Below are 20166 nucleotides of genomic sequence, written 5' to 3' on the forward strand. Positions count from 1 at the left end.
AACTTTTCATTTGTTGTTTCTATCATTATCAAGTCCAAAGCCACTTTTCACACTCGCTACAAAGTGTCTCACACCAGCTTTTGCTCCTTTTGTATTTGCGATAGTGGTAATCCCTCCGCTTAGTCCAGCCCCAAACATCGCTCTTGCTCCAGCTTGAAGTCCTGCTAATCCGCCCCCAGCACTCTGATAAGCTTGTTTAGCTTGATTAGCTACCATAACCATAGAGCCTCCTACGACTGCTCCGCCTATTGTCATACCAATTTTTTGCATCATTTCTGTTACTGCCCCAACGCCTCCACTTGTGCCAAAGATATTGTTGATAAAATCAGGCACTCGTTTGACTAGAAAGAAACAAATTACAGAGCCTAAAATTAAGATAATAAAAAATCCTAATACGCTAGTATAAGCTCCCATAGTATTTTGAAAATTATTGATTGCTTGATTTGAACCATTTTCTATCATTTGGTCAACTATGTGTCCTTTGTTATAGAACCCATTGATTATTTCTGCTTGGGTAGGAATTTTTAAAGTAATACTTTCTATCATTGAAAAATTTAAAAAAGATACTACCATAATGCAAGGCTGATAAAAAGTAAGGGAAATGAGTTTTTTGAGATAACTAAAGAGCATGCCCTTAGTCTGTGGGAATAGTGCTAATGGTAAAACTGCAAAGCCCAATGATAGCCATGTAAGAGTTTCAACAAGAGTGATTAGAACAATGATTAAAATTAGTCCAATTAAAAGAATTTGAGCTAGGACTAACAAAAGAAAAATGATTAACATAGGAAACATAGTAAAAAATGTCTTCCAGCCTAAATCACTAAATACTTCTCTGTATAATTGTGTTATGGAATAGTAGGACTTATCTATCAATGAGCCTAAGGTTAAATCATTTTTTCCTGTCAATGTTTGCAATGATGTCATGCTGTTTGTGATAATCTCAGTGAGCTTATTAGAAGGGTAGAAAATGGTGTCTTTAAGCATATTCATGTAAGTTGTTGGATTATCCATTGCCCAATTTAAAACTCCCATAAACACTATGAATACAACCACGCCCATAGCGGTTTTAAACTGAAATATATCGCCCTCTTTCACTCGCTTATAAGCCCATATCATAAATAAAATTACCAAAACAGCATTAATTATCATTTGAGCTTTTAAAACTTCTGCTGTTTGAGTTGCTATGTTGTAAAATATTTTTTTTGTTGGGTCGCTAAATAGCGATAAAATCGTTTCATAAATACTTATACTATTACCTTGCATTATCTCCCCCTCCCTTTAACATAACTCTGTGTCTGTAAATTTTCTTTAATATTTTCTAAAATGTCCTTAAACTCTTTACTAAAAGGTTTAAGGCTATCAATTTGTTCTAATTTATCCATAATATTTTCCTTTTCTTGTATAGGTGTGTCGTTGTTATTTAATTTCTCTAAAGAACTTTCTAAAAACTCCGCCATAATGTCAATGTTAATCGCCTCATTTTCTATAATGTGAGCTAGTTTCAAATCATCGTTACAATCCTTTGAAAAAGGCGTATAGATAGTGGGGAATTGCTGTAAGAGAGCATATAGAATACCCTCGCATTTTTCTCTATAACTTTTGCCTTTAACATCATTATCAAAGGCTAACACCACATTAAAGCTCTCTTGTGGTTGATTGACAGGTTGTGGCTTTCTAAACTCTCTAGTTTTTTCCACTCTTTTATTATAAATGGGAGTGTTCTTTTCTCTCTGATAGTTTTTAATAATGTCAGTGTAGGTCTCTACGACCACACTCTTAAAATCATCATTAGCCTTGCCTTGTCTCACTAGCTCTTGCCATTGTTCTTCTTGTCTTAGATAATTGTTATACGATCCTTGTTGTCGCCCTTTTAATTGCTTAAAAAAACTTTTTAAAAAGAGTTCTAATTTTTGTGCGTTAAATTGCCCTGCAGTGCTAATTAAAACGCTTTCTTTGGGATCTAAATCTTGTAATTCTAAATAAGCGAGACTATCAAAGATATTTTCAGTAACAATGACATTTTTAACTAAGCTTAAATTATTAGGGAACAAGACTTCTATGCCTTTACTTCCTTGTGCGATAGATTTTAATGGCTTGTCTCTTATGTTGCCCTCTTTGTCTGTGCTTAAGGGAGTATTTAGGCGTTTGTTAATCCCACACTGATGAATGGGTATGACATTAAGATTTTTATTCTCAAAAGCTAAATAGGTAGCAAGGATAAGATTATTAAAATTGTCCGTTTTTAAATGCTCTTTATAAGGCTCTAATAGCTTTGTATCAATGCCACACTTTTTAATGAGTGTAGCGTTTTGTAAATCATAGGGTTTAAGGTTTTTAAACTCATTGATGATTTTTTGAATTTCTTCGTTATTCTCTTGTGTGTTATTCCTTGCTTTGAGATTGTCTTGCTTGTTAAGATAATCTTCTAACTTTCCAGCGATTAAATCTTCCACACTAATGTTTCTATCCTTACAAAAAGTGATGATATTACCGACTTTATCTGTGTGGGTTTCTTTGTAGGTGTAACTAATAGAGCCATCTTTATTTTGATTTTTAAAGATGACTAAACTTCCCTCTTCGTTTTCATGTTTTAAGCAAGGGTTATTCTTGCTTGTCTTGTTTTTATTATAAGTGTAGCCATTGTCTAGCAAAATCTCATGTAAGGGCAAGGCAGTGAGATTAGGAATGTAAGCCATAATGCTTTCCTAGCGCCTTCTGCTCTTAGCTGGCGTATTTTGTGTATAGCCATAGTCTATGGTTGGAACTTCTTTGTTTTGGTTCTCTATGGTGTTTTGGGTATTTTGTTGATTTTGCTTGGCTCGCTCTTTTTCTAAACAAGCTTGATAGTGGGCTTTAGCTTTTTCTTGCATGCGTTTGCCATGCTCTATCCAAGGCTCATCATTCCCCTTACTTGGTGTTTTTTCTTGGTTCTCTTGTAATTCCTTTAATCCCACATGATTTTTAGGGTCATAATCTAGCCATGGTTCATCATGGTGTGAGACTTTCTTAGGTTCTTCTTTAGCGTGTGGCTCTTTTTGAGCTTGAATAGTGCTATTTTGCTGTGTAACTTGGCTTTCTTTTGTGTTTTCTTGTTGTGTAGCTGTGTTATTAGTTTGTGGCTTAATACTCTCATTAGCTTGAATAGTATCTTGTGTGTTTGCTTGAGACACGCTTTCATAAGCTTGTGAGCTAGTAGTCTCTTGTGCTTGTGAGTTTTTTGTTTCTTGTTGAGCGTTTTCATTAGCCTTATTTTGCTCTTTAATAGCATTCACTCCCACACTTTGAGTGGTGCTATCTAAATTTTTGAGCGCTTTTTCTTGTTGCTTGTCTAAGTGTTTTTGCATCACTTCATACACTCTGTTATCCATAGGTTCTAAGCTGTTTTTACTTTTTTGCATATAATCTTTTAACGCTTCGTGGTGTTCTTTTTCTAATTCGTGTCCCAAGATTGATTTAACGCTTAATTGTAAGCCCTTATCTTGCATATGTTTATTGCCATGTGCTTGTTCTAAGCAATCTTTAATCAAATTAATATGCTCTTTAGTGAGCTTGGTGGGTTCTTTTTGGCTCACCACTAATAAGACTTTCAATTCATCTTCATTCATGTGGTTTTTAGCGTAATTCAAAAAGCTCTCTTTAAAATCAAGCTTAGTCTTAATACGCTTTTGTTTAATATCAAGCTCGGTTTGTTTGAAAAAGCTATGTAAATTAGCGTATTTGTCTTTAAAGTCTATGTCATTACCAATCTTAGGTTTTTCTTGCTCTTTTTCTGTATTTTGTTCTTGTGTGTTAGTTTCTTTTTCATTAAGCTTGTTATTTTCTTCTAAGGCAAGAGAGGCAATTTTGCTGGTAGTATTCTCACCTGTAGGTCTTAGCAATTCAATGGTCTCATTAGCTCTTAGAGAGTTGGCAACTTCGTTTGTTTCATCTCTTATGATTTGTAAGCTCTCTAAAAGCTCTAAATTTTCATCATATTGTTCTAATGATTTATTTTCGCCCTCTATGGCGTATTTTTCTAGCTCTTGTTTGGCTAACTCATTTTCATGCTCTGTAAGATTAATTTCTTCGGCTCTTTTGATTTGGTTTTCTTCATAATCTTGTAATGCCTTACTTTCAAGCTCAGACTCTTTTCTTTCTGGTTCTTGTTGCTCTAACTCGTTTTTATTTTCTTGTATCTCAGTAATGGCTTGGGCTAAACTTTCTACGAACTCATTTGGATTATCATTAGAGTTGTTTTGTCCTTGTGAGATTTCATTTTGCAAGACATTCATAAAATCGCTCACATTTTCGTTGTCTTTTGAATTAGAGATTTCATTTTTCATACTCTCAATCACTTCTAGCATAGAAGACATGTCATCTTGTAAGCCCTCTTGGCTTAAAGATTTGATTTCTTGTTCTAAAATGCCTAAGAAGTTAGAGGGGTCATTTTGAGAGCTTTTAACTTCATCTAAAAAACTCTCTAAAAAAGCGTCCTTACCATCATCACTCCACGCTTTCCAAGCTTTAAGAAATCCATTGATAAAATCTTGCATTATCTGCCCCTACCCTTAGATTGAGTGGGTACTGCTTCATCATTAGCAAAATAGTTGTCATGCTTTTGTTGCTCTGCTCCCTTATTAAGAGTTTGTTGTAACATAGCTAACATTTGCGGATTATTCTGAGCCATTTCAAGCATTTTGTTAAACTGATCCATATTCATTTCGTTGTTTTCTTTGACATTATTTTCTGTGCTAGGAGCGATTTCAACCTTAGGTTCTTGTTGGTAGCTTTGAGAAATGTTGTATTGCTTGCTTTTTTCAGAATGGGTTGCGCCATATTGCTCCACATAATCTAGCACTTTCTTATATTCTTTTTCATTTAAATGCTTGGATAAATCATAAATCACTAAGTTTTGATTATCCATAGAGAAAGTATGGCTAATGTATTGCGTTCTTAAAGTTTTAGGGTCTAATTCTTTAAGCTTAGTTTTGTCTAGCGTTTGAAAAATATTGACATTGTAGAGATTTTTAATTTCTAAAGTCGGCTCTATATCTATTTTTTCTTTTTTAAACTCATAAAAGGGTGTAACGCCATCTTGCATATACTTGATGTTGCCAAGCTTGTCTCTTTGGGGGACTTTTTCATATTCATAGATAATTTCGCCCTTAGCATTACGCCTAGCATTGCCCTCTTTGTCTTTAAGGGGGATTAAATTGCCTTCTTTGTCTCTTGCTTTAATATAGCGTATTTCATAATCTCTAATATAAGCGATACTTGCCTTATCATAAATGCCCTCCTTATTATTTTTACTCTTAGTGTTGTTTTTAATATGCTCCACTTCTTTAGGGTTTGCCCCAAGTTTTAAGGCATCATCTAAACCTACCCACACATTACTCTCATAGCCATTTTCATGTTGCTTGGCATCTAAAATAAGAGCGTTTAAGCCATTATAAGCATTACCCACATTGCCATTATAAGCTCTATTATTGGCTTTAAACTCTAGTCCTGCATTAAGACTTTGTGCAATTTCACTCGCTAAAAATTGAGCAAAAATTTCTTTTTGCTCTTTAATATCCATTTCATTCCACGCTTTCATTTTGAATCTTCCTCTCCACTATTATTGGTATTTTCCAATGAATTTTCTAGCTCCATTTTCACTTCTTGTTCGCTTTTAGGCTCTACTCCCATTTGCATAAACTCTATCATTTGCCATTCATTCATAGGGTATTTTCCCTCTTTAAGTTCTAAAAAATCTTGTGTCATTTTTTCTGTCCTTGTTTTTAAAAAATCTTTTTAGAATGCCATTAAAATTACAAAAAAATCAAGGTCTTGACTTATTTACTATTTCAAAGTGTGTGCGTACACATATGCCACTTTTTAAGCTAAAATTAAGCAAAAAACCCAAATGTGTGCGCACACATTTTTAAGGCTCAAACTCTACAACCCCCTAAAATGCGTAACTTAATCTCAAAGTAAATGAAAAGTAAATAAGCCTAAAAATTTAATGAAAAAAAGTTAAAATTTAAGCTAATTTTAAGATAAAATGATAGTTTTTTACTATTTTAAAAAATTTTTTAAGAAATTTTATAACCATATCTATAAATTTCACATAAAAATATTAGACAACCTAGATGCTCATTTGTATTTTACTGATTAAGCCTATTAAAAGCATTCGCTTTTATTCTAAAAAGCCCTTATTTTCTCGCATTATCTCTAATGTAAGATCTATTTGGCGGTATAGAAGGTGCAAGTAAATAAAAAAGGGGTGCTAGTTATCACATAACAACACCAAACTAAAAACCCACTTAAAATGCTTTAAATTTAATTAATAACTTAATTTCTTAATAGTTTTATAATATAAGCTAAATAAGTATAAATTCTTTTAACATTGTAATATTAAATTAAAGATTAAATACTTATCAAATAGAAATAATTTTATTATCCCTTACTAAATTTAATTGATAATTACATCTACTATAGAAAATCTTAATAATTAAAATCTTTAAAGTTAATTCAAAATCCATATAATTATGCTATACTTATAAAATAACTAAATTAAGGAAAATAGCATGACCATTTGTATTGCTAATGAAAAAGGGGGAAGTGGTAAAAGCACGCTTTGTTTAAATTTAGCGGTGCAATTACTCAAAGACAATAAAGAAGTGGTTGTTTTAGATACAGATAGCCAAAAGTCTATGGAAACTTTTGCTACAATTCGTGCTGAAAAAGAACGCCCCACTTTTAGCTTATTTAATCGTAGTAGTGGCTTTAGCGATACTTTAAAGCAAATGGTATCTAAGTATGAAAATATCCTTATTGATACTAAGGGGGAATACAGCAAAGAAACCCAAAAAGCTATGCTTTTAAGTGATATTGTGCTAGTGCCAACAACTCCTAGCCAATTAGACACTGAAGTCTTAGCTAATATGCTAGAAAGAATTGAGCAACTCCAAGAGCTTAATGAAAATCTAAGAGCCTTAATTGTCATCAATAGAATGCCTACTATTCCTACCCTTAAAGAAAGACAAGCCTTAATAGAGTTTATTAAAGAAAATAACCCTAGCGATAGGATTACACTTTTAGAAAGCTCTTTGAGTGAGCGCATTGTTTATAAGCGCAGTGTAAGCGAAGGCTTAGGGGTCATAGAATACAGCGATAAAAAGGCTATCAATGAGTGGGTTAATTTTTATAACGAATTAAAAAGCCATTTAGAAAAAGAGAAAAGACATGCGGTTCAGAAGAGTTAAAAAGCACAAAAATAAACACAATAAGGAGCATACAAGTATGGATTTACAACAAATTGATGAGCTAGAAAAGAAGTTTGAAGAACAAGAAGAACAAGCCCAAGATACCCCCCTAAAACAAGAGCCTAGCACAAAGGAAGTAAAAATCCCTAAAAAAAGGGGGCGTAAAAAAAGCTTGTTAGATGAAGATAAGAAAAAGAGCTTTAACATTGCCTTTAGTCCTTGTGTGATAAAAGAACTTGATGAATTTTTGCTAGAATTTGGCTCATTTAAAGAGACACGAAGCACTTTTATTGAAGAAGCGCTTATTAGGCATTTAAAATACAGAAAAAACACCCAAGAGCAAAAGCTTTTAAAGCAACTAGAAAGATTACAAAACAAAGAAAAGGGCAATAATGAAAACAATGAACTTGAATGAATTTTTTACGCATAAGATAATCTATAAAGACACCCCTTTAAAGTTTAAGGATACACTAGAACAAGAAATCAGCCAAGCTAGTTTAGTAGAGAAGTTAATCTTAGCTAATATCTTAGCCAATATGGTGTTTGCTAAGATAAGCAATGAGAATGCCCCTAAAATTCTTATTTCACGCTTGATGTGTAAGTTTAGTCCTATTGATTATGAAAGCACTATTCCTAGTGATTTTAAGCCTATAGATGAAGAAGAATATGAAGATGATTTAGAATGGCTAAATGAAGAAAAAGAAGATAGGCTCTTTAATTACTATCTATTTTTAAATGGTATTAAAGAAAGTGATGTAGAAGAAGTGTTTAATGAAAGTGTAGAAATCTATGATGAGTGCTTAATAGAAATCGCTCAAAATGTCCTTAAAGATAAATTTTCTTATGACATTGACTTATTGCAAGTTTTAGTAAAAGGTTATGCTAAAGAGATTAGAGAATTTTTGAGTTATAAACCTACAAAAGAAATCAAAGACTTTAAAGACAAAGACACCGCACTTTATATCAGCTTAGGAAAAGACTATGACAAAGAAAAAGAGTCATTTTCTAAAAAATTGCAACAATGTTTTAAAGAGATTTTAGAGAGCAAGGGTATTTAAGTAGTTTTAAATAGAATTAAATTAACAAGACAAAACAACTAAAAACTATCAAATACCCACTCAATAAGGTTACTTATCGCCTACGCTTAGGTGTGTAGGTGTTTTCATTAGAATTGTCTAGGCTATTATCATTATTGCTATAGCCTTGTTGCTCTTGCAAGGCATTAAGGGAATGAGATTGTTTTTCAAGTTTTTTATGTATTAGTTGAGCCATTACCCCTAATTCTAGGGCTGTTTCTTCTAAGTCCATAATTTGATTTAATAAAGCATCTAGTTTTACATCTACTAAATAATCGCTCACTAATTTATCAGGGTCTTTGCTAAAATCTTTTAAGCGACTTGCTAAATCTAAGTTAAAATGTTCTTCATAATGCTTGGCTAAAAAATGCAAATCAAATAAATCTCTAGCTTTAGTTCTTATATGCTCCCCATCAAAGCAAGCACAGAGTTTGTTATCAATAATACGCTCTATTTTAGCAATTCGCATTCCCTCAATCACATTGACTTCGCTCTCTTTTGGTGCATCTCTATAAGATATTTCTAATTTTAAAGTTTGTTCTTCTTTATTGTCTTTAGTAGCATAACGCACCATATAACGCCCCACACTATCAGTGTCTTTTTTAATATGAATATCATTTAAGATAATGCCATTAGGAATAGCACTCTTTACTCTGCCTAAGAGATTGATTTTTTTATGACAATCAAAGTCTAAATCTTCTGAAAAACGATTTAAGCCATAGCCTAGATACAAAGCTGTTCCGCCTTTTAATACCATAGGGGTGTCGGCTAGATTTTTAACAATGGCTCTCATCAGTTTTTCATGATTAAGAGCTTGTTCGCTTAAATTCACTCTATAATGGGGTTTCTTGCTATCCATTTATCCAAATTCTCTCTTTCTTGCTTGTTTAATTTGGGCTTCATCACTTCTATAAGAGCATAGACACTCTCTTTATCTTCAATACTAGGAAACCATTCATCTAGCATAACAACCCCTAGCTTTCCAGTTTGCAATACAGAAACATAGAGACAATCTACACAAGCTCTTGGATGCTCTGCAATATAAGTGGGAGTATGTTTAGGGTAATAGCCCATTTTATTGAGCCTTGCTGTGCCATCTATAATGCCTAGATTGCCTAGTAGTTTATTAGTATTATGAGCTTGTTTTTCACCATAGATATAAACCCCTATATCATCAAACGCATTCTCCATTAAAGCATAGCTACTATGCCAATCTCCTGTGCCTTGTGGGCTATGGATATTTAAAGCCACAATAGAGCTAACATAGACTTCTTTTGAAGTGGGTGGAATATAAAGCATGCTAAACTCCCTCATTAGTTTTAATTAGGTTCTAGTTTAGCAAAATTTCACTTACTACTTCTTATGATACTCATTGATAAAATCCCCACACACTTTCATACTATATTTAAATCCTTTGGGGAGCTTGACATTATGCTTTTTAGCTAACATCTCAGCAAAGCTAATTTGTTTAGGCGTAGCGGGTCTATTTTCATCATTATTAGAGCTACTAGCCTTTTTGTTGTTTTTCTTAAAAAACTCATGCTCTTTAATGTATCGGTCTAAAAACGCCTTAGCCACTCTGTTGTCTTCTTTGTAGTTTTTAAACTCTTCGCTTAAATTTAATCGCAAATCTCTTAAAATATTTTCTATATAAGTGATTTGTCCTTCACTGCTAGGTTTTATCTCATCATCATTTCTTTCTAGTTTTTCAATCTTAGGGCATTTAGAATTTAAATTGCTGATAAAATCCACATAAGAGCTTTTATTTTCTACAATCTCATCTAGCATTTCTTCCATTTGTTTAGTATAGGTCAAATCAATAATGAATTGATAAGCATTTTCAAACACTTCTACCACTCTTTTACCCTTATGTGTAGGCGTAATAATGTGTTTTTTATCTTGGCTAATGCTGATATATTCTCTTTTTACAAGCGTAGGCAAGTAACTCGCATAGGTGCTAGGTCTGCCTATACCTTTATTTTCTAAAAGCTTGACAAAACCTGCCTCTTTATAAGGGCTTGGGGCATTTCTTTTAATGGTGGCTAAAACTAAGTCATTTAGACTTAACACATCATCAATTTTTAGATTAAATTGTGCGTTTTGGTCTTTTTCTTTATCATCTTTGTCATCATTACTTTCATCGCTCTCTAATTCTTTTTTAGAAAACATTGCTAAAAACCCAGCGCTTTTTAAACTCTTAACGCTACACTTAAAATACTCATTTTTGATTTTAAAGAGCAAGTCTTGTTTGTCATAAATAGCATTCTTGCCTTGACTTTCAATAGTTCTTTCAAAAATAAGTTGATAGAGTTTTAAAGCGTCTTGATTAGTAATGCCAGCATTATAGACCACACTTTCTAAGTCTTCATAAGTATGGGGGTGCGTAATCCTAATCGCCTCGTGTGCTTCTGCTTGGCTTTGCTTACCAGCTTTATATTCTCTTTTTAGATACACTTCTTTATAAATGGGTGTATAAAAGCTCTCTGTCTCATTTAAAAACTCCACACTCAAACTTTCAGCGTCCGTTCTAATGTAAGTAATAAGCCCAGCTTCAAAAAGACTTTGAGCTAAAGATTGCACTTCGCTAATACCTAAACCTAACTCAGAACTCGCTTTCTCTAAAAGAGTAGAAGTGATAAAGGGCTTTTTAGGTTTAGTCTCTGCAACAGAATTTTTTAAATCCTTTAAAAGACAAGCTCTATTGTCTTTCAAACTTTCAAAGAGTTTTAAAGCCTCTTCTTTATCATTGAATTTAATCTCTTCGCCCTTTTCATCACAATGCTTGATAGTTACTTCTCTGTTAGCACTATCGTTAATCTTAGCTTGAATTTGATAGCTTACTTTCTCATTTTCAGGTAAAGCCTTAAATTTTTCAATTTCTCTGTCTCTATCCACAATAAGCTTTAAACAAGGGGTTTGCACTCTTCCAGCACTAGAGCCTTTCATTTGCCCTAAAGCTTTGCCTAAATAAGGGGAGAGCGTAAAACCTAAGAGCATATCAGCCACACGCCTTGCTAAAGCGCTTTGATACATTTGCTTATTAGTGTTTTCAAATAAAGAAGCGTTTTGTAAGCCCTTGTTAATCCCACTTGGAGTGATTTCAAAAAACTCTGCTCTATAAATAGAACTTGCTATCCTTTTAATTTTTTCATAAAAATGATAGCCTATAGCATAACCCTCTCTATCAGGGTCAGTGGCAATATAAACTTTTTTGTTTTTACACGCCTCTATTATCTCAAAAATACGCTTTTTCTTTTGGGGGTCGTATTCAAAAGTCGGCTTAAAATTATTATTTTCATCATAGCTTTTTAGTTGCATAAAATGTCCTATGGTAGCAAAAACACTAGCTCCTGTGATTTCTTTGATCTTAGCCACTTTATTGGGGCTTTCAATAATGATGACGCTATCTTTCATTTTTTACTCCTTAATTTGATTGTTTCTATAGTTCTTTGTAAGATGTGGTAATTCCCCCTTAATATCCATAATGATAGGTCTATTCACTACTTCAAGAATACTAGGAATTTTAATATTACAATTACAGCGTTGTAATTTCTCTTTTAATCTCTTATTCTCATCTTTTAATTTAAGGTATTGCCTTAATCCATATCCATACCAAAGAATTAGCCCTATTAGTGCTAAAAACCCCATTAAAACATCGTAATTCATTACTTAACTCCTTTCTTTTGTAGATTTTGTTCCTGTAAGAGTTCTTTTAGCATTAAATCACGCCACTTAATGCCATTTAAAAAGCTGAAGAGCTTGTTAGATTTTTTGCTGGACTGGTTTTTCATCTTCTACTCCTTGATTTAATGATTTCTACTTCTTCGTTCTCGTAGTAATCAATATTGTTAGTGGTTATAAGCTCACTAGAAGAAATATTTTCAGTGCCTTTTTCTATTTCTTTCTCAATCACTTGCTCTATATGTTGTCTTACTTCATCATCGCTCTTTATATCCCTCTTAATCTCTTGCTCTTTATTGCTGTTTTTAACTTCAGTCATTTCTTTACCCTCATTCCCTAAGCTCGCTCTTTTTTCAGCGTTCAAATTCTTTAAGACTTCTTTAGATTTAGGGTTGAACACAGGCTTATAATCTCTGTCTTTGCTCATTTTAGCTAAATCATCTATTAGAGTTTTATGATCCCATTTTAAAGCTTGCAGGTATTCTAGTCGTGGGTAAGAAGGTTTTTGCTCCACTAATCTGGTGTATTTAGCGATATTTTCTTTAGTGGTTTCAATGGAGTTTTCTAATTCCTTGATTTTTTCAGGGAGTTTAGTGATAGCGTTATCCAGTCTCTTTAAAAACCCATCAAATTTGATCTCAGCGCAGAAATTATAAGAGCTAAACATGTTGGCAGTATCGTTTTTATAAACCATATTGCTAGGGCTATAGGCAATATTGGGATTGTCTTTAGGGCTTAAACTAAACTCCACTTGATACTTAGTTTTATAAGCATTCACCACAAAGCCCTTGTATTCTAAAAGCTTATAATCTTCTTCTTCATTCAAAAACAAGGTGTTCAAGTTGCTTGCAAATTGCTTTTTAATAGCGTCCAGTTTTTCTTTATTTTGTTCGGCTATTTGCTTGTTTTGTTCTTTGAGTTTTTTGTGCGTTAATTCTTCACTCATAGAGGCGTTTTCTTTTAAAGGCTCTACTTCTTTAACTTTGATAAGCCTATAATCCTTACTTTCTTCATTTTTCAAATCATAGAGCTTGATCTCTGTGTGAGTGGGGATTATCACGGAGTTTTGAAGCGTTTCTAAATCTTTCAATTCCTGTTTAAGATAATCCAATTTAGAAGCGTTGTTCTTTAAGCTTTCTTCATTGAAATAATGCTCTTTATTGAAAGCTTTGTATTTTGATTCTTCGCTTTTGATTTCAGCCCTCAATTTGACTTCTTCAATAATCAAGGGATTGCCTGTCGCTTCTGCTTTCATCTCGCTCGCATTAGAACTCCCCATATTAAAGTCTTCTAATTCATTCAAGCCTAATTTGTGCGCGTTTCTAAATTGCTCTATGCCTTTAGATTTAGTTTCTATGATTTGCCACATACGGCTATCATATGTCTTTTCAGTGGCGTAACGATAGATTTTCATTCTAAAGTTTTCAGGGTCATTTTGGTGTAAAATATTGCCTTGTCTTATCCCACGCCCTTCCATTTGCAGCAATTCATCAGGCCTCCATGGGCAATCTAATTCATGCATAGCGACTAATCTTTCTTGCACATTAGTGCCTACGCCCATTTTAGCAGGACTGCCCAATAATACCCTGACTTCGCCACGATTGAGCTTTTTAAACAAATCCTGCTTTTGCTCTTCGGTTTTAGCGTCATGGATGAAAGCGATTTCATTTTGTGGGATACCCATTTGGACTAAATGCCTTAAAACATCGCTATAAACATCAAACTTACAGCCTTTAGCTAGCTCTTCATCTAAATTGACGCTTTTAGCCTCTTTCTCTTTGAGTTCGTTTTCTAATTCTTTCTTGCTAGGCGCGATGAGATTGCCATTTTCATCATAGCTAGACAAGCTCTCTAAAAGTTCTTGAGCTTCATCTAGGGGATTTTTGTTTTCAAGCTCATGAGCGTTATCTAACGCTTCTAAACTCACTTTTTGGCTATGGGTTTTGGGCGTGGATAACCCTATGAAACCAAGTTGTGTGCCTTTAGTGGCATGAGTTTCTAAATAATTCTCATAGATATTTTTTGCCATAGCATAGCTTTTAGAAAATTCTTTTTCCACTTTAGAGTTAGGGTCAATCAAGCGGTAATCCAAAGCCACTTTTCTAGCGTCTGTGGTGCAAGAAAGGATATTGTCTTGCCCTTTTTTGCTTTTCTTGCCTTCGCATTTTTGCATCCTATCAATGATAGAGCCTTCATTATATTTTCCATTTTCATCAGCCACGCCAATAAATTGAGCCACTTCTTCGCTTCTTTTCACCACCACATTGATAGGCTTATCCCCATACACTTTAGGCACAAAGTGGGGGTTATGCTTTAAAATGTCATCATTAGAGACAATATCTGCAAAAGCTCTATACATGGTGCTTAAGCCTTGCACATCGCTAAATTTAGAAAAGCGATTGATCATTTTATAACTTTGAGCGGAAGTGTCTAATTCAAAATCATTCACCACTTCCCCATAAGTCTTAGCCCAATCATCAAAGAATTCTAACCCTCTTTCTTTGAGCGCATCAGGGGTTAAATAGCGTTGCAAGTGATACATTTCACTCAAAGAATTAGCTATAGGCGTGCCGGTTAAAAACATGATTTTCTTATCGTTTTGATGCAAGTAGCGCGTTTTAATAAACAAATCTCTAGCGCGATTAGAGCCTTGTTGGTTACCAAGCCCTGCAATTTTTTCCATAGAAGTTTCAAAGGCTAGATTTTTGAATAAATGGGCTTCATCCACGATCAAATTGTCAATCCCCATTTGACTAATATCAATATGAGAGCCTTGTTTTTCTAAAATCGCATCGTATTGAGCGCGGATTTTATCCAGCTTGTTTTTAAAGGCTCTTTCATTGGGTTTTTTAGTTTCTCTAGGGTTATTTTTATAAGCCAGTTCTTGCCTTTCAAAGTTTTTTTCAGCCTTCACTAGCTCTTCTTCTTTCAATTCTTCTATGATTTCTCTAGGGTTAGACAACAATTCCAAATGGGTGTGCGCAATAATCACAGCGTCATAATTGTTGTTAGCGATTTGATTGAATAAAAGCTCTCTTTCTTTTTCAGTGATGTCCTTGCTATCAACAACTAACACGTTAGCGTTAGGGTAAGCCTTATAAAATTCATCGCCCCATTGTTTGGTCAAATGGTTAGGCACGGCAATGAGGGTTTTATTCACTAATCCCATGCGTTTTTGCTCCATGCAACTGGCTATAGCGCACAAAGTTTTGCCTGCTCCAACCTGATGGTCTAAACACACCGATCTGTCTTGGATGGTTCTAAAAATAGCGTTCTTTTGGTGGGGTCGCAAGCTGATATGCTGATTAAAGCCCTCTAGTTCTAATTGCGAGCCATCATAGGTTTTTAAAACCAAGTTATTGAAAGTGTCATTATAGATTTGCTCTAAATGGGTTCTTCTTGTATAATCCTTGTAAATCCAGTCTTTAAAAGCTTCTTTCAATTCTTCTGCTTTTTGTCTGGCGAGATTGCTTTGCTCTTCATCAGTGATAAAGATTTCTTTTTTAGGGTCATTAGGATCAACTTGGGCGTATTTAACGCTCAAATCCTTGTTGTTTAAGACTTTGTTTAAAAGACTTTCAAAAGGCGCTTTATAAGAATGCGCTCTGTCTTTATGCCTGATGCCATAAAGCTCGTTTAATTCATCGCTTCTAATAGAAACTTCATAAGCGCCGTTTAAGTGTTCTACTTTGATATTTTCTTTGAGATTGTCTAATTGGTAATCTGTCATTTTATCGCCGTATTGCTTTTCATAATGGTTAGCGCTCAATTCCATTAAAAACTCTTCTAAATACTGGGTGGGTATCCAAGGGCTGTTGATATTAGCCATGATCTCAGTGGCTTTCAAATCTTTAGGGATAATCAGCTCTAAATCTTTCACATTAGCCTCTAAGCCTTCCACGCCTTGATTGATGGCTTCTTTAACTTCTTTGAGCTTTCTTTTCACATTACCGCTCAAATAATCGTTCGCTAAAATATAATCGCCATTATCCTTGTGGTCTTTATAAATCAGTTTTTGCTCTAAAAGTTCTTTAATGGTGGTTTCTAAGCTTTGGGTTGTGAAATGATCCCTAATGAAATGCAAATCCAAACCCCCTTTTTGATTGATGCTTGCGATTAATGCCTCTTTAGCGTTAGTGATGATGAGTTCTTTTTTAGGGTTTAAAGTCCTTTCAAAAAAGATTTGAGCTTTTTTAGCTTGAGCTTGCCTTGGCTCTATGTTTTGCATTTTAGCGCTTCTAGAGGTGATTTCTTTTTCAAAGTCTTTTTCTAATCCTAAGACTTTAGCGCCATACAAATCTTGTTTGATGTCCTTGCGGTTTTTGTTTTCATTGAGATAGCCAAATTTCTTGACAAATTCATCATAAACAAGATTGAGTTTAGCCCTCTTGTTTTCTAGCTCAAAATCAGAGCTTAAGGGGTTTAGTTCCGCGCTCGTTAAATCATTCAAAGCGTCTTTAATTTTAAAATAGGCTTTTAGTCGTGAATCTTGGACTTTAGAGTTGATTTTAGTGGGTTTTAAAAAGATGCCCATTTCATTATTTTGTTCTAGTTGGAAATAAAGATTATCCCACTTGACTAATTCCCCCCTTTCTAAATTTTTGATAAGTTTTTGGACTTCTTGATAGCGTTCGTTACTTGGATCAATAATAAGAGCGTCTGTTTTAAGGGTAGTCTTATGGTATTGATAGACATCTTTAGGCAATTTTTCTATCGCTTGTTTAAGCGCTTGGGATAAATCCAAGCTCTTATCTTCTAAAGCTTGCAACTCGTATTTATAAATTTGTTCGCCATTGATTTCAGAGCTATAACGGGTTTTTTCCAAACTCAAACGCCCCAGAATGTTTTCAGGGTGGTGGATAAAGTATTCATTTAGGGTTTGTTCGTTGAGATTGATGCTATTCTCACCAACTTTATCCATGAAGTCTTTGATAACCTGATAATCTTGTGCACTGTAGCCAAAGTTAGTGGTGTCTATTTTTTCATACCATCGTTGCAATTTTTCTTGTTTGAAACCAAAATGGTTTGCAATCGCAATGACAATCTTAAGTTGATCGCTAGGGATAAAACTATCAAAGCGGTTGTTTTGCAAGGCAAAAAGGGTGTCATCATCCAAGTCATTAATGATCTTGTCATAATAAGGCATGGCTTTAGTGAAACTTTGATTGGTTGCTTCATCAACGCCTTTTTTGAAAAACACAATGTCGCTCGTAACTTCTGCTCCTGTGCCTTTAAACACGCTATTAGGCAATCTTATCGCGCCTAAAAAGGTGGCGTTTTTTGCGATGTGTTCCCTCATTTTAGGGTTTTTAGCATCCATAAACCAAGAACTCACCACAAACACCCCTATGCCATCATCTTTCAATTCCTTAATCGCTTTCCCTAAAAAGTAATTATGAACGCTCTCGTTACTCAATTCTGCATCATTAGAGCTATAGATTTTATGATTGCCATAAGGGGGATTGCCCACAAACGCATCATAATCTTGGTGGAAAGGGTGGTTTTCTAAAGCGGTGTTTTGGATGACTTGATTAGGATAGAGGAATTGAGAAATACTTGCGCTAGTGGGATCTAATTCTGTTCCCATAAAGCGGTAATTCTTATCGCTTGGCGCATGAGCGATGAATTTGCCTGTGCCTAAACTGGGTTCAAAGATTTCTTTTGGATGGTTGTCGTTATTAAACCCCAATTGATCTAAAGCCTGATAAATGCTATCAATAACCAATTTAGGGGTGTAATAAGCGTCTCTTGTGCTTGAATAGGCTCTTCTGAATTCATCTTTAGTGAGTAAGGCTTTTAATTCTTCAAATTCTTTAGGGTGTTGATCTTTTTTAAAGTAGCTCTCTAACCCACCCCATCCGCTAAATTGCGCTAGGATTTCTTGCTCTTTTAAAGTGGCGTAATAATCGCCTTTTAAGATCTCTTGTTTGGCTTGCAATTCTTTTAAAAGCCTAATGGCTTCAATGTTAGCCTTATAGCGGGTTTTAGCCCCCTTGATTAAAACTTCTTCGCTCGGCTTAAAATCTATTTTAGGATTAAGGGGGATGGCTAGCGTGGATTGTGTTTCTTGCTCTTGTGTTTCTTGTTTTAGCGTGGTTTGTGCGGTTTCTTGAGTGTCTTGCTCTTGTGCGGTTTGTTCTTGCGCGTTATTCAACTCTACGCTATTGTCTGTTATGTGGTTCTCTTGCGCGTTATTCAGCTCTGCACTCTTGTCTGTTATTTCGCTCTCTTGTGTGGGATTTAATCCTACGCTATTATTAGAGATAGCGTTTTTATCAATAGCTTGACTATCTGGTGCGTTGAATGCGTTTAAGGCTTCATTCGCTGTTTCAATGGATTTTTGAATGCGATTTTCTAAAATCTCTAAGACTTTTTTAGGGCTGATTTTTAATTGGAATTTATCATAGAAGATTTTAGTTGTAGGGTCTTTAAGGAGTTGTGTCCCTACAACACTATCCTTTAAAGGCTCATTGTGGTAAATAGCTTCTAAGAGCCTGGATCTAAAGTCAGGCTCACTCGCTATAGTGTTGTTTCTAATAGCGTTGAGCAAGCTTTCTAAATGGTTTAAATTTGATAAAAGTCTTCCCTCTTGATCCCTGTTTTCTTCAAGGTCTCTAAGTCCATTTGGTGCGCTGAGTCCTGCAAGATGTGATCGGCTTTGAGCAGGTAATAATACTGATTGATTTGAGCTTCCTGGAGCAATTCCAAATCGCTCACCCCTTGCGCCCTCTTGATTTGCGCTCCCATTTTGTCTAGGGCTTCTGTCTCCATTTTCGTTTGCTCTATCACTGCTTTTATCAAGCTCATTATCGTTCTGTGATCTTTGGTTTTCATGGTCTGTGGGAAATAATGAGCCCACCTGTCCATGATCAAAAAGGCGTAAGCGTCCAGTCTGTCCTGGCTGTTCTCTAGAGAGAGAAAGCCCCAAATCTCTGGAGCTATTTTGCTGATGAGATGGGGATTGCGGTGGCTGTGGTACTCCTCTCTCATTACTGGGATTATCCCCTTTTTCTTCGCTTCTTGCTCCATTTTCCATGCGGCTTGCTTGAGTTGATGCTCCATTGCTATTTGCTCTTGCATCCGCTCTTGCTGATACTCCATCTCCTCTAGATACATGTTCATGTATTCTATCTCGCTCTCTATGGGATTTTTCTGAAACTGCCTGTTGGTCGCTAGATCTATAAACTCCTCTTGTTCCTCCCTGCTCTCTAGGCTCAGTAAATAAACTAGAGTTTTGGTGTGAAAGTTCTTCATCACTCGATCGCTCCACTCCCTCTTGTTGTCTTCTATATTCGCTTCTGCGGTGAATTTCTTGCGGAATTCCTGCTCTAGCTCTGCTCGGCTCATCTGCGCGATTTGTTCTTTCTTTTCCATTTGGTTCTCCTAAATTTTGTTGCTCTAATTCTAAATCAGCCAAGCTTAAATTTGGATGATTATTATCATTATTTTTAATAATATTGTTAGAAGTATTAGTCTCTATTGTATTTTTAATAGTGTTATTAGTATTCAATTTGATATTTTCATTGTTTATTGATTCAAAAGGCAGTTTGTTATAGAGCTTAAAATACTCATCTCTAGAAAGATTAGGGATTATTTCTCGTATTAATTCGCCATCTTTTGTTGTTTCTACTTCTTGATAAATATCTTTAAGGTAGTCGTATTCTTTAGCGATTTCATTGCCATTTTCTAAGGTTTTCTTATGCGTTTCATTGTGGTGGGTCAATTGGATTTCTAAACCTTGTTCTTTCAATTCTTCTAAGCTGTTTGTGTAGGTTAGAATTTCAATTTCTTTTGAAAAAAACTCTTTGTTGTTTATAGTATCAATCAGATCGTATCTTTTAGTGATGCGCCTTTCAAACCCTTCCTTATTCGCTTCATAAACACGAGAACTTTCTTTTATTTCACCATTAGCAAAGAACCTAACATCTTCTTTGCTGTTATCCTTATATATTCGTTTTTCAAAGCTTAAATACCTCGCCCATTCAATAGGATTTCTAGAAATCATGCTTGTTTTATTGACTTGAGTTTTAACGACATAGGGGAGCGGTTCTTGTATTTCATTAACCTTGTCTGATTCTTTAGTAGGATTGTTTGTTGCAATATTGCCATTATCTAAGATGCTAAATAAATTCGGTTCTTCTGTTAAAGCTTGAAGTTTCTTTTTGCTGGGTTTATATGCCATT

General features: G+C 34.7%; 13 protein-coding genes. 3 read left to right on the top strand and 10 right to left on the bottom strand.

Going from position 1 to position 20166, the window contains the following annotated elements:
• Positions 1-6: 6 nt before the first annotated feature.
• The 5 genes from IC572_RS05415 to IC572_RS05435 are packed head-to-tail and all read right to left on the bottom strand — an operon-like array spanning position 7 to position 5742.
• Positions 7-1263, bottom strand: a complete 1257-nt coding sequence (locus tag IC572_RS05415) for a type IV secretion system protein (protein ID WP_187855310.1) — start codon at positions 1261-1263, stop codon at positions 7-9.
• The gene (locus tag IC572_RS05420; protein WP_187855311.1) at positions 1263-2696 is read right to left on the bottom strand and encodes a hypothetical protein; all 1434 of its coding nucleotides are present in this window, start codon (positions 2694-2696) and stop codon (positions 1263-1265) included. The genes IC572_RS05415 and IC572_RS05420 overlap by 1 nt, the downstream gene beginning before the upstream one ends.
• A gap of 9 nt (positions 2697-2705) precedes the next feature.
• A complete protein-coding gene (locus tag IC572_RS05425; protein ID WP_187855312.1) occupies positions 2706-4532 on the bottom strand; it encodes a hypothetical protein in 1827 nt (608 codons plus the stop codon).
• Positions 4532-5575 carry an ArdC family protein gene (locus IC572_RS05430; protein ID WP_187855313.1) on the bottom strand — a complete coding sequence of 348 codons (1044 nt, stop codon included), beginning with the start codon at positions 5573-5575 and terminating at the stop codon, positions 4532-4534. Before IC572_RS05430 ends, IC572_RS05425 begins: the two co-directional genes overlap by 1 nt.
• A complete protein-coding gene (locus tag IC572_RS05435) occupies positions 5572-5742 on the bottom strand; it encodes a hypothetical protein (RefSeq protein WP_180373245.1) in 171 nt (56 codons plus the stop codon). The genes IC572_RS05430 and IC572_RS05435 overlap by 4 nt, the downstream gene beginning before the upstream one ends.
• Positions 5743-6548: 806 nt before the next feature.
• On the opposite strand from IC572_RS05435, the gene IC572_RS05440 reads away from it, so the two are divergent.
• From IC572_RS05440 to IC572_RS05450, 3 genes are read left to right on the top strand one after another with little or no spacing between them, the layout of a single operon-like run.
• On the top strand, positions 6549-7226 hold the full coding sequence (locus tag IC572_RS05440; protein ID WP_187855314.1) for a ParA family protein: 678 nt from the start codon (positions 6549-6551) through the stop codon (positions 7224-7226).
• 37 nt (positions 7227-7263) lie between these two features.
• Positions 7264-7641, top strand: a complete 378-nt coding sequence (locus IC572_RS05445) for a hypothetical protein (protein WP_187855315.1) — start codon at positions 7264-7266, stop codon at positions 7639-7641.
• Entirely contained in the window at positions 7619-8284 is a 666-nt protein-coding gene (locus IC572_RS05450; protein WP_000855664.1) for a hypothetical protein, read from the top strand. The genes IC572_RS05445 and IC572_RS05450 overlap by 23 nt, the downstream gene beginning before the upstream one ends.
• Positions 8285-8357: 73 nt before the next feature.
• On the opposite strand, the gene IC572_RS05455 is transcribed toward IC572_RS05450, so the two are convergent.
• The 5 genes from IC572_RS05455 to IC572_RS05475 form a co-directional block, all read right to left on the bottom strand.
• Entirely contained in the window at positions 8358-9161 is an 804-nt protein-coding gene (locus IC572_RS05455; protein ID WP_000377488.1) for a nucleotidyl transferase AbiEii/AbiGii toxin family protein, read from the bottom strand.
• On the bottom strand, positions 9131-9601 hold the full coding sequence (locus tag IC572_RS05460) for a hypothetical protein (protein ID WP_000965788.1): 471 nt from the start codon (positions 9599-9601) through the stop codon (positions 9131-9133). The genes IC572_RS05455 and IC572_RS05460 overlap by 31 nt, the downstream gene beginning before the upstream one ends.
• 54 nt (positions 9602-9655) lie before the next feature.
• Positions 9656-11716 (bottom strand): type IA DNA topoisomerase, encoded by a 2061-nt coding sequence (locus tag IC572_RS05465; protein WP_187855316.1) that lies wholly within the window; start codon positions 11714-11716, stop codon positions 9656-9658.
• A 3-nt stretch (positions 11717-11719) separates the two neighbouring features.
• Positions 11720-11968, bottom strand: coding sequence for a hypothetical protein (locus tag IC572_RS05470; RefSeq protein ID WP_097718374.1), 249 nt, complete (start codon positions 11966-11968; stop codon positions 11720-11722).
• A gap of 121 nt (positions 11969-12089) precedes the next feature.
• Complete coding sequence (locus IC572_RS05475) at positions 12090-20165, bottom strand: SNF2-related protein (RefSeq protein WP_187855317.1); 8076 nt, start codon at positions 20163-20165, stop codon at positions 12090-12092.
• Position 20166: the final 1 nt, after the last annotated feature.

This window comes from Helicobacter pylori (assembly GCF_014496485.1).
GTDB lineage: Bacteria > Campylobacterota > Campylobacteria > Campylobacterales > Helicobacteraceae > Helicobacter > Helicobacter pylori_DD.

Bases quoted from the DNA above. Each gene is read 5' to 3' on its own strand.
- IC572_RS05415 (WP_187855310.1), bottom strand. From the start codon at position 1,263: ATGCAAGGTAATAGTATAAGTATTTATGAAACGATTTTATCGCTATTT.
- IC572_RS05420 (WP_187855311.1), bottom strand. From the start codon at position 2,696: ATGGCTTACATTCCTAATCTCACTGCCTTGCCCTTACATGAGATTTTG.
- IC572_RS05425 (WP_187855312.1), bottom strand. From the start codon at position 4,532: ATGCAAGATTTTATCAATGGATTTCTTAAAGCTTGGAAAGCGTGGAGT.
- IC572_RS05430 (WP_187855313.1), bottom strand. From the start codon at position 5,575: ATGAAAGCGTGGAATGAAATGGATATTAAAGAGCAAAAAGAAATTTTT.
- IC572_RS05435 (WP_180373245.1), bottom strand. From the start codon at position 5,742: ATGACACAAGATTTTTTAGAACTTAAAGAGGGAAAATACCCTATGAAT.
- IC572_RS05440 (WP_187855314.1), top strand. From the start codon at position 6,549: ATGACCATTTGTATTGCTAATGAAAAAGGGGGAAGTGGTAAAAGCACG.
- IC572_RS05445 (WP_187855315.1), top strand. From the start codon at position 7,264: ATGGATTTACAACAAATTGATGAGCTAGAAAAGAAGTTTGAAGAACAA.
- IC572_RS05450 (WP_000855664.1), top strand. From the start codon at position 7,619: ATGAAAACAATGAACTTGAATGAATTTTTTACGCATAAGATAATCTAT.
- IC572_RS05455 (WP_000377488.1), bottom strand. From the start codon at position 9,161: ATGGATAGCAAGAAACCCCATTATAGAGTGAATTTAAGCGAACAAGCT.
- IC572_RS05460 (WP_000965788.1), bottom strand. From the start codon at position 9,601: ATGCTTTATATTCCACCCACTTCAAAAGAAGTCTATGTTAGCTCTATT.
- IC572_RS05465 (WP_187855316.1), bottom strand. From the start codon at position 11,716: ATGAAAGATAGCGTCATCATTATTGAAAGCCCCAATAAAGTGGCTAAG.
- IC572_RS05470 (WP_097718374.1), bottom strand. From the start codon at position 11,968: ATGAATTACGATGTTTTAATGGGGTTTTTAGCACTAATAGGGCTAATT.
- IC572_RS05475 (WP_187855317.1), bottom strand. From the start codon at position 20,165: ATGGCATATAAACCCAGCAAAAAGAAACTTCAAGCTTTAACAGAAGAA.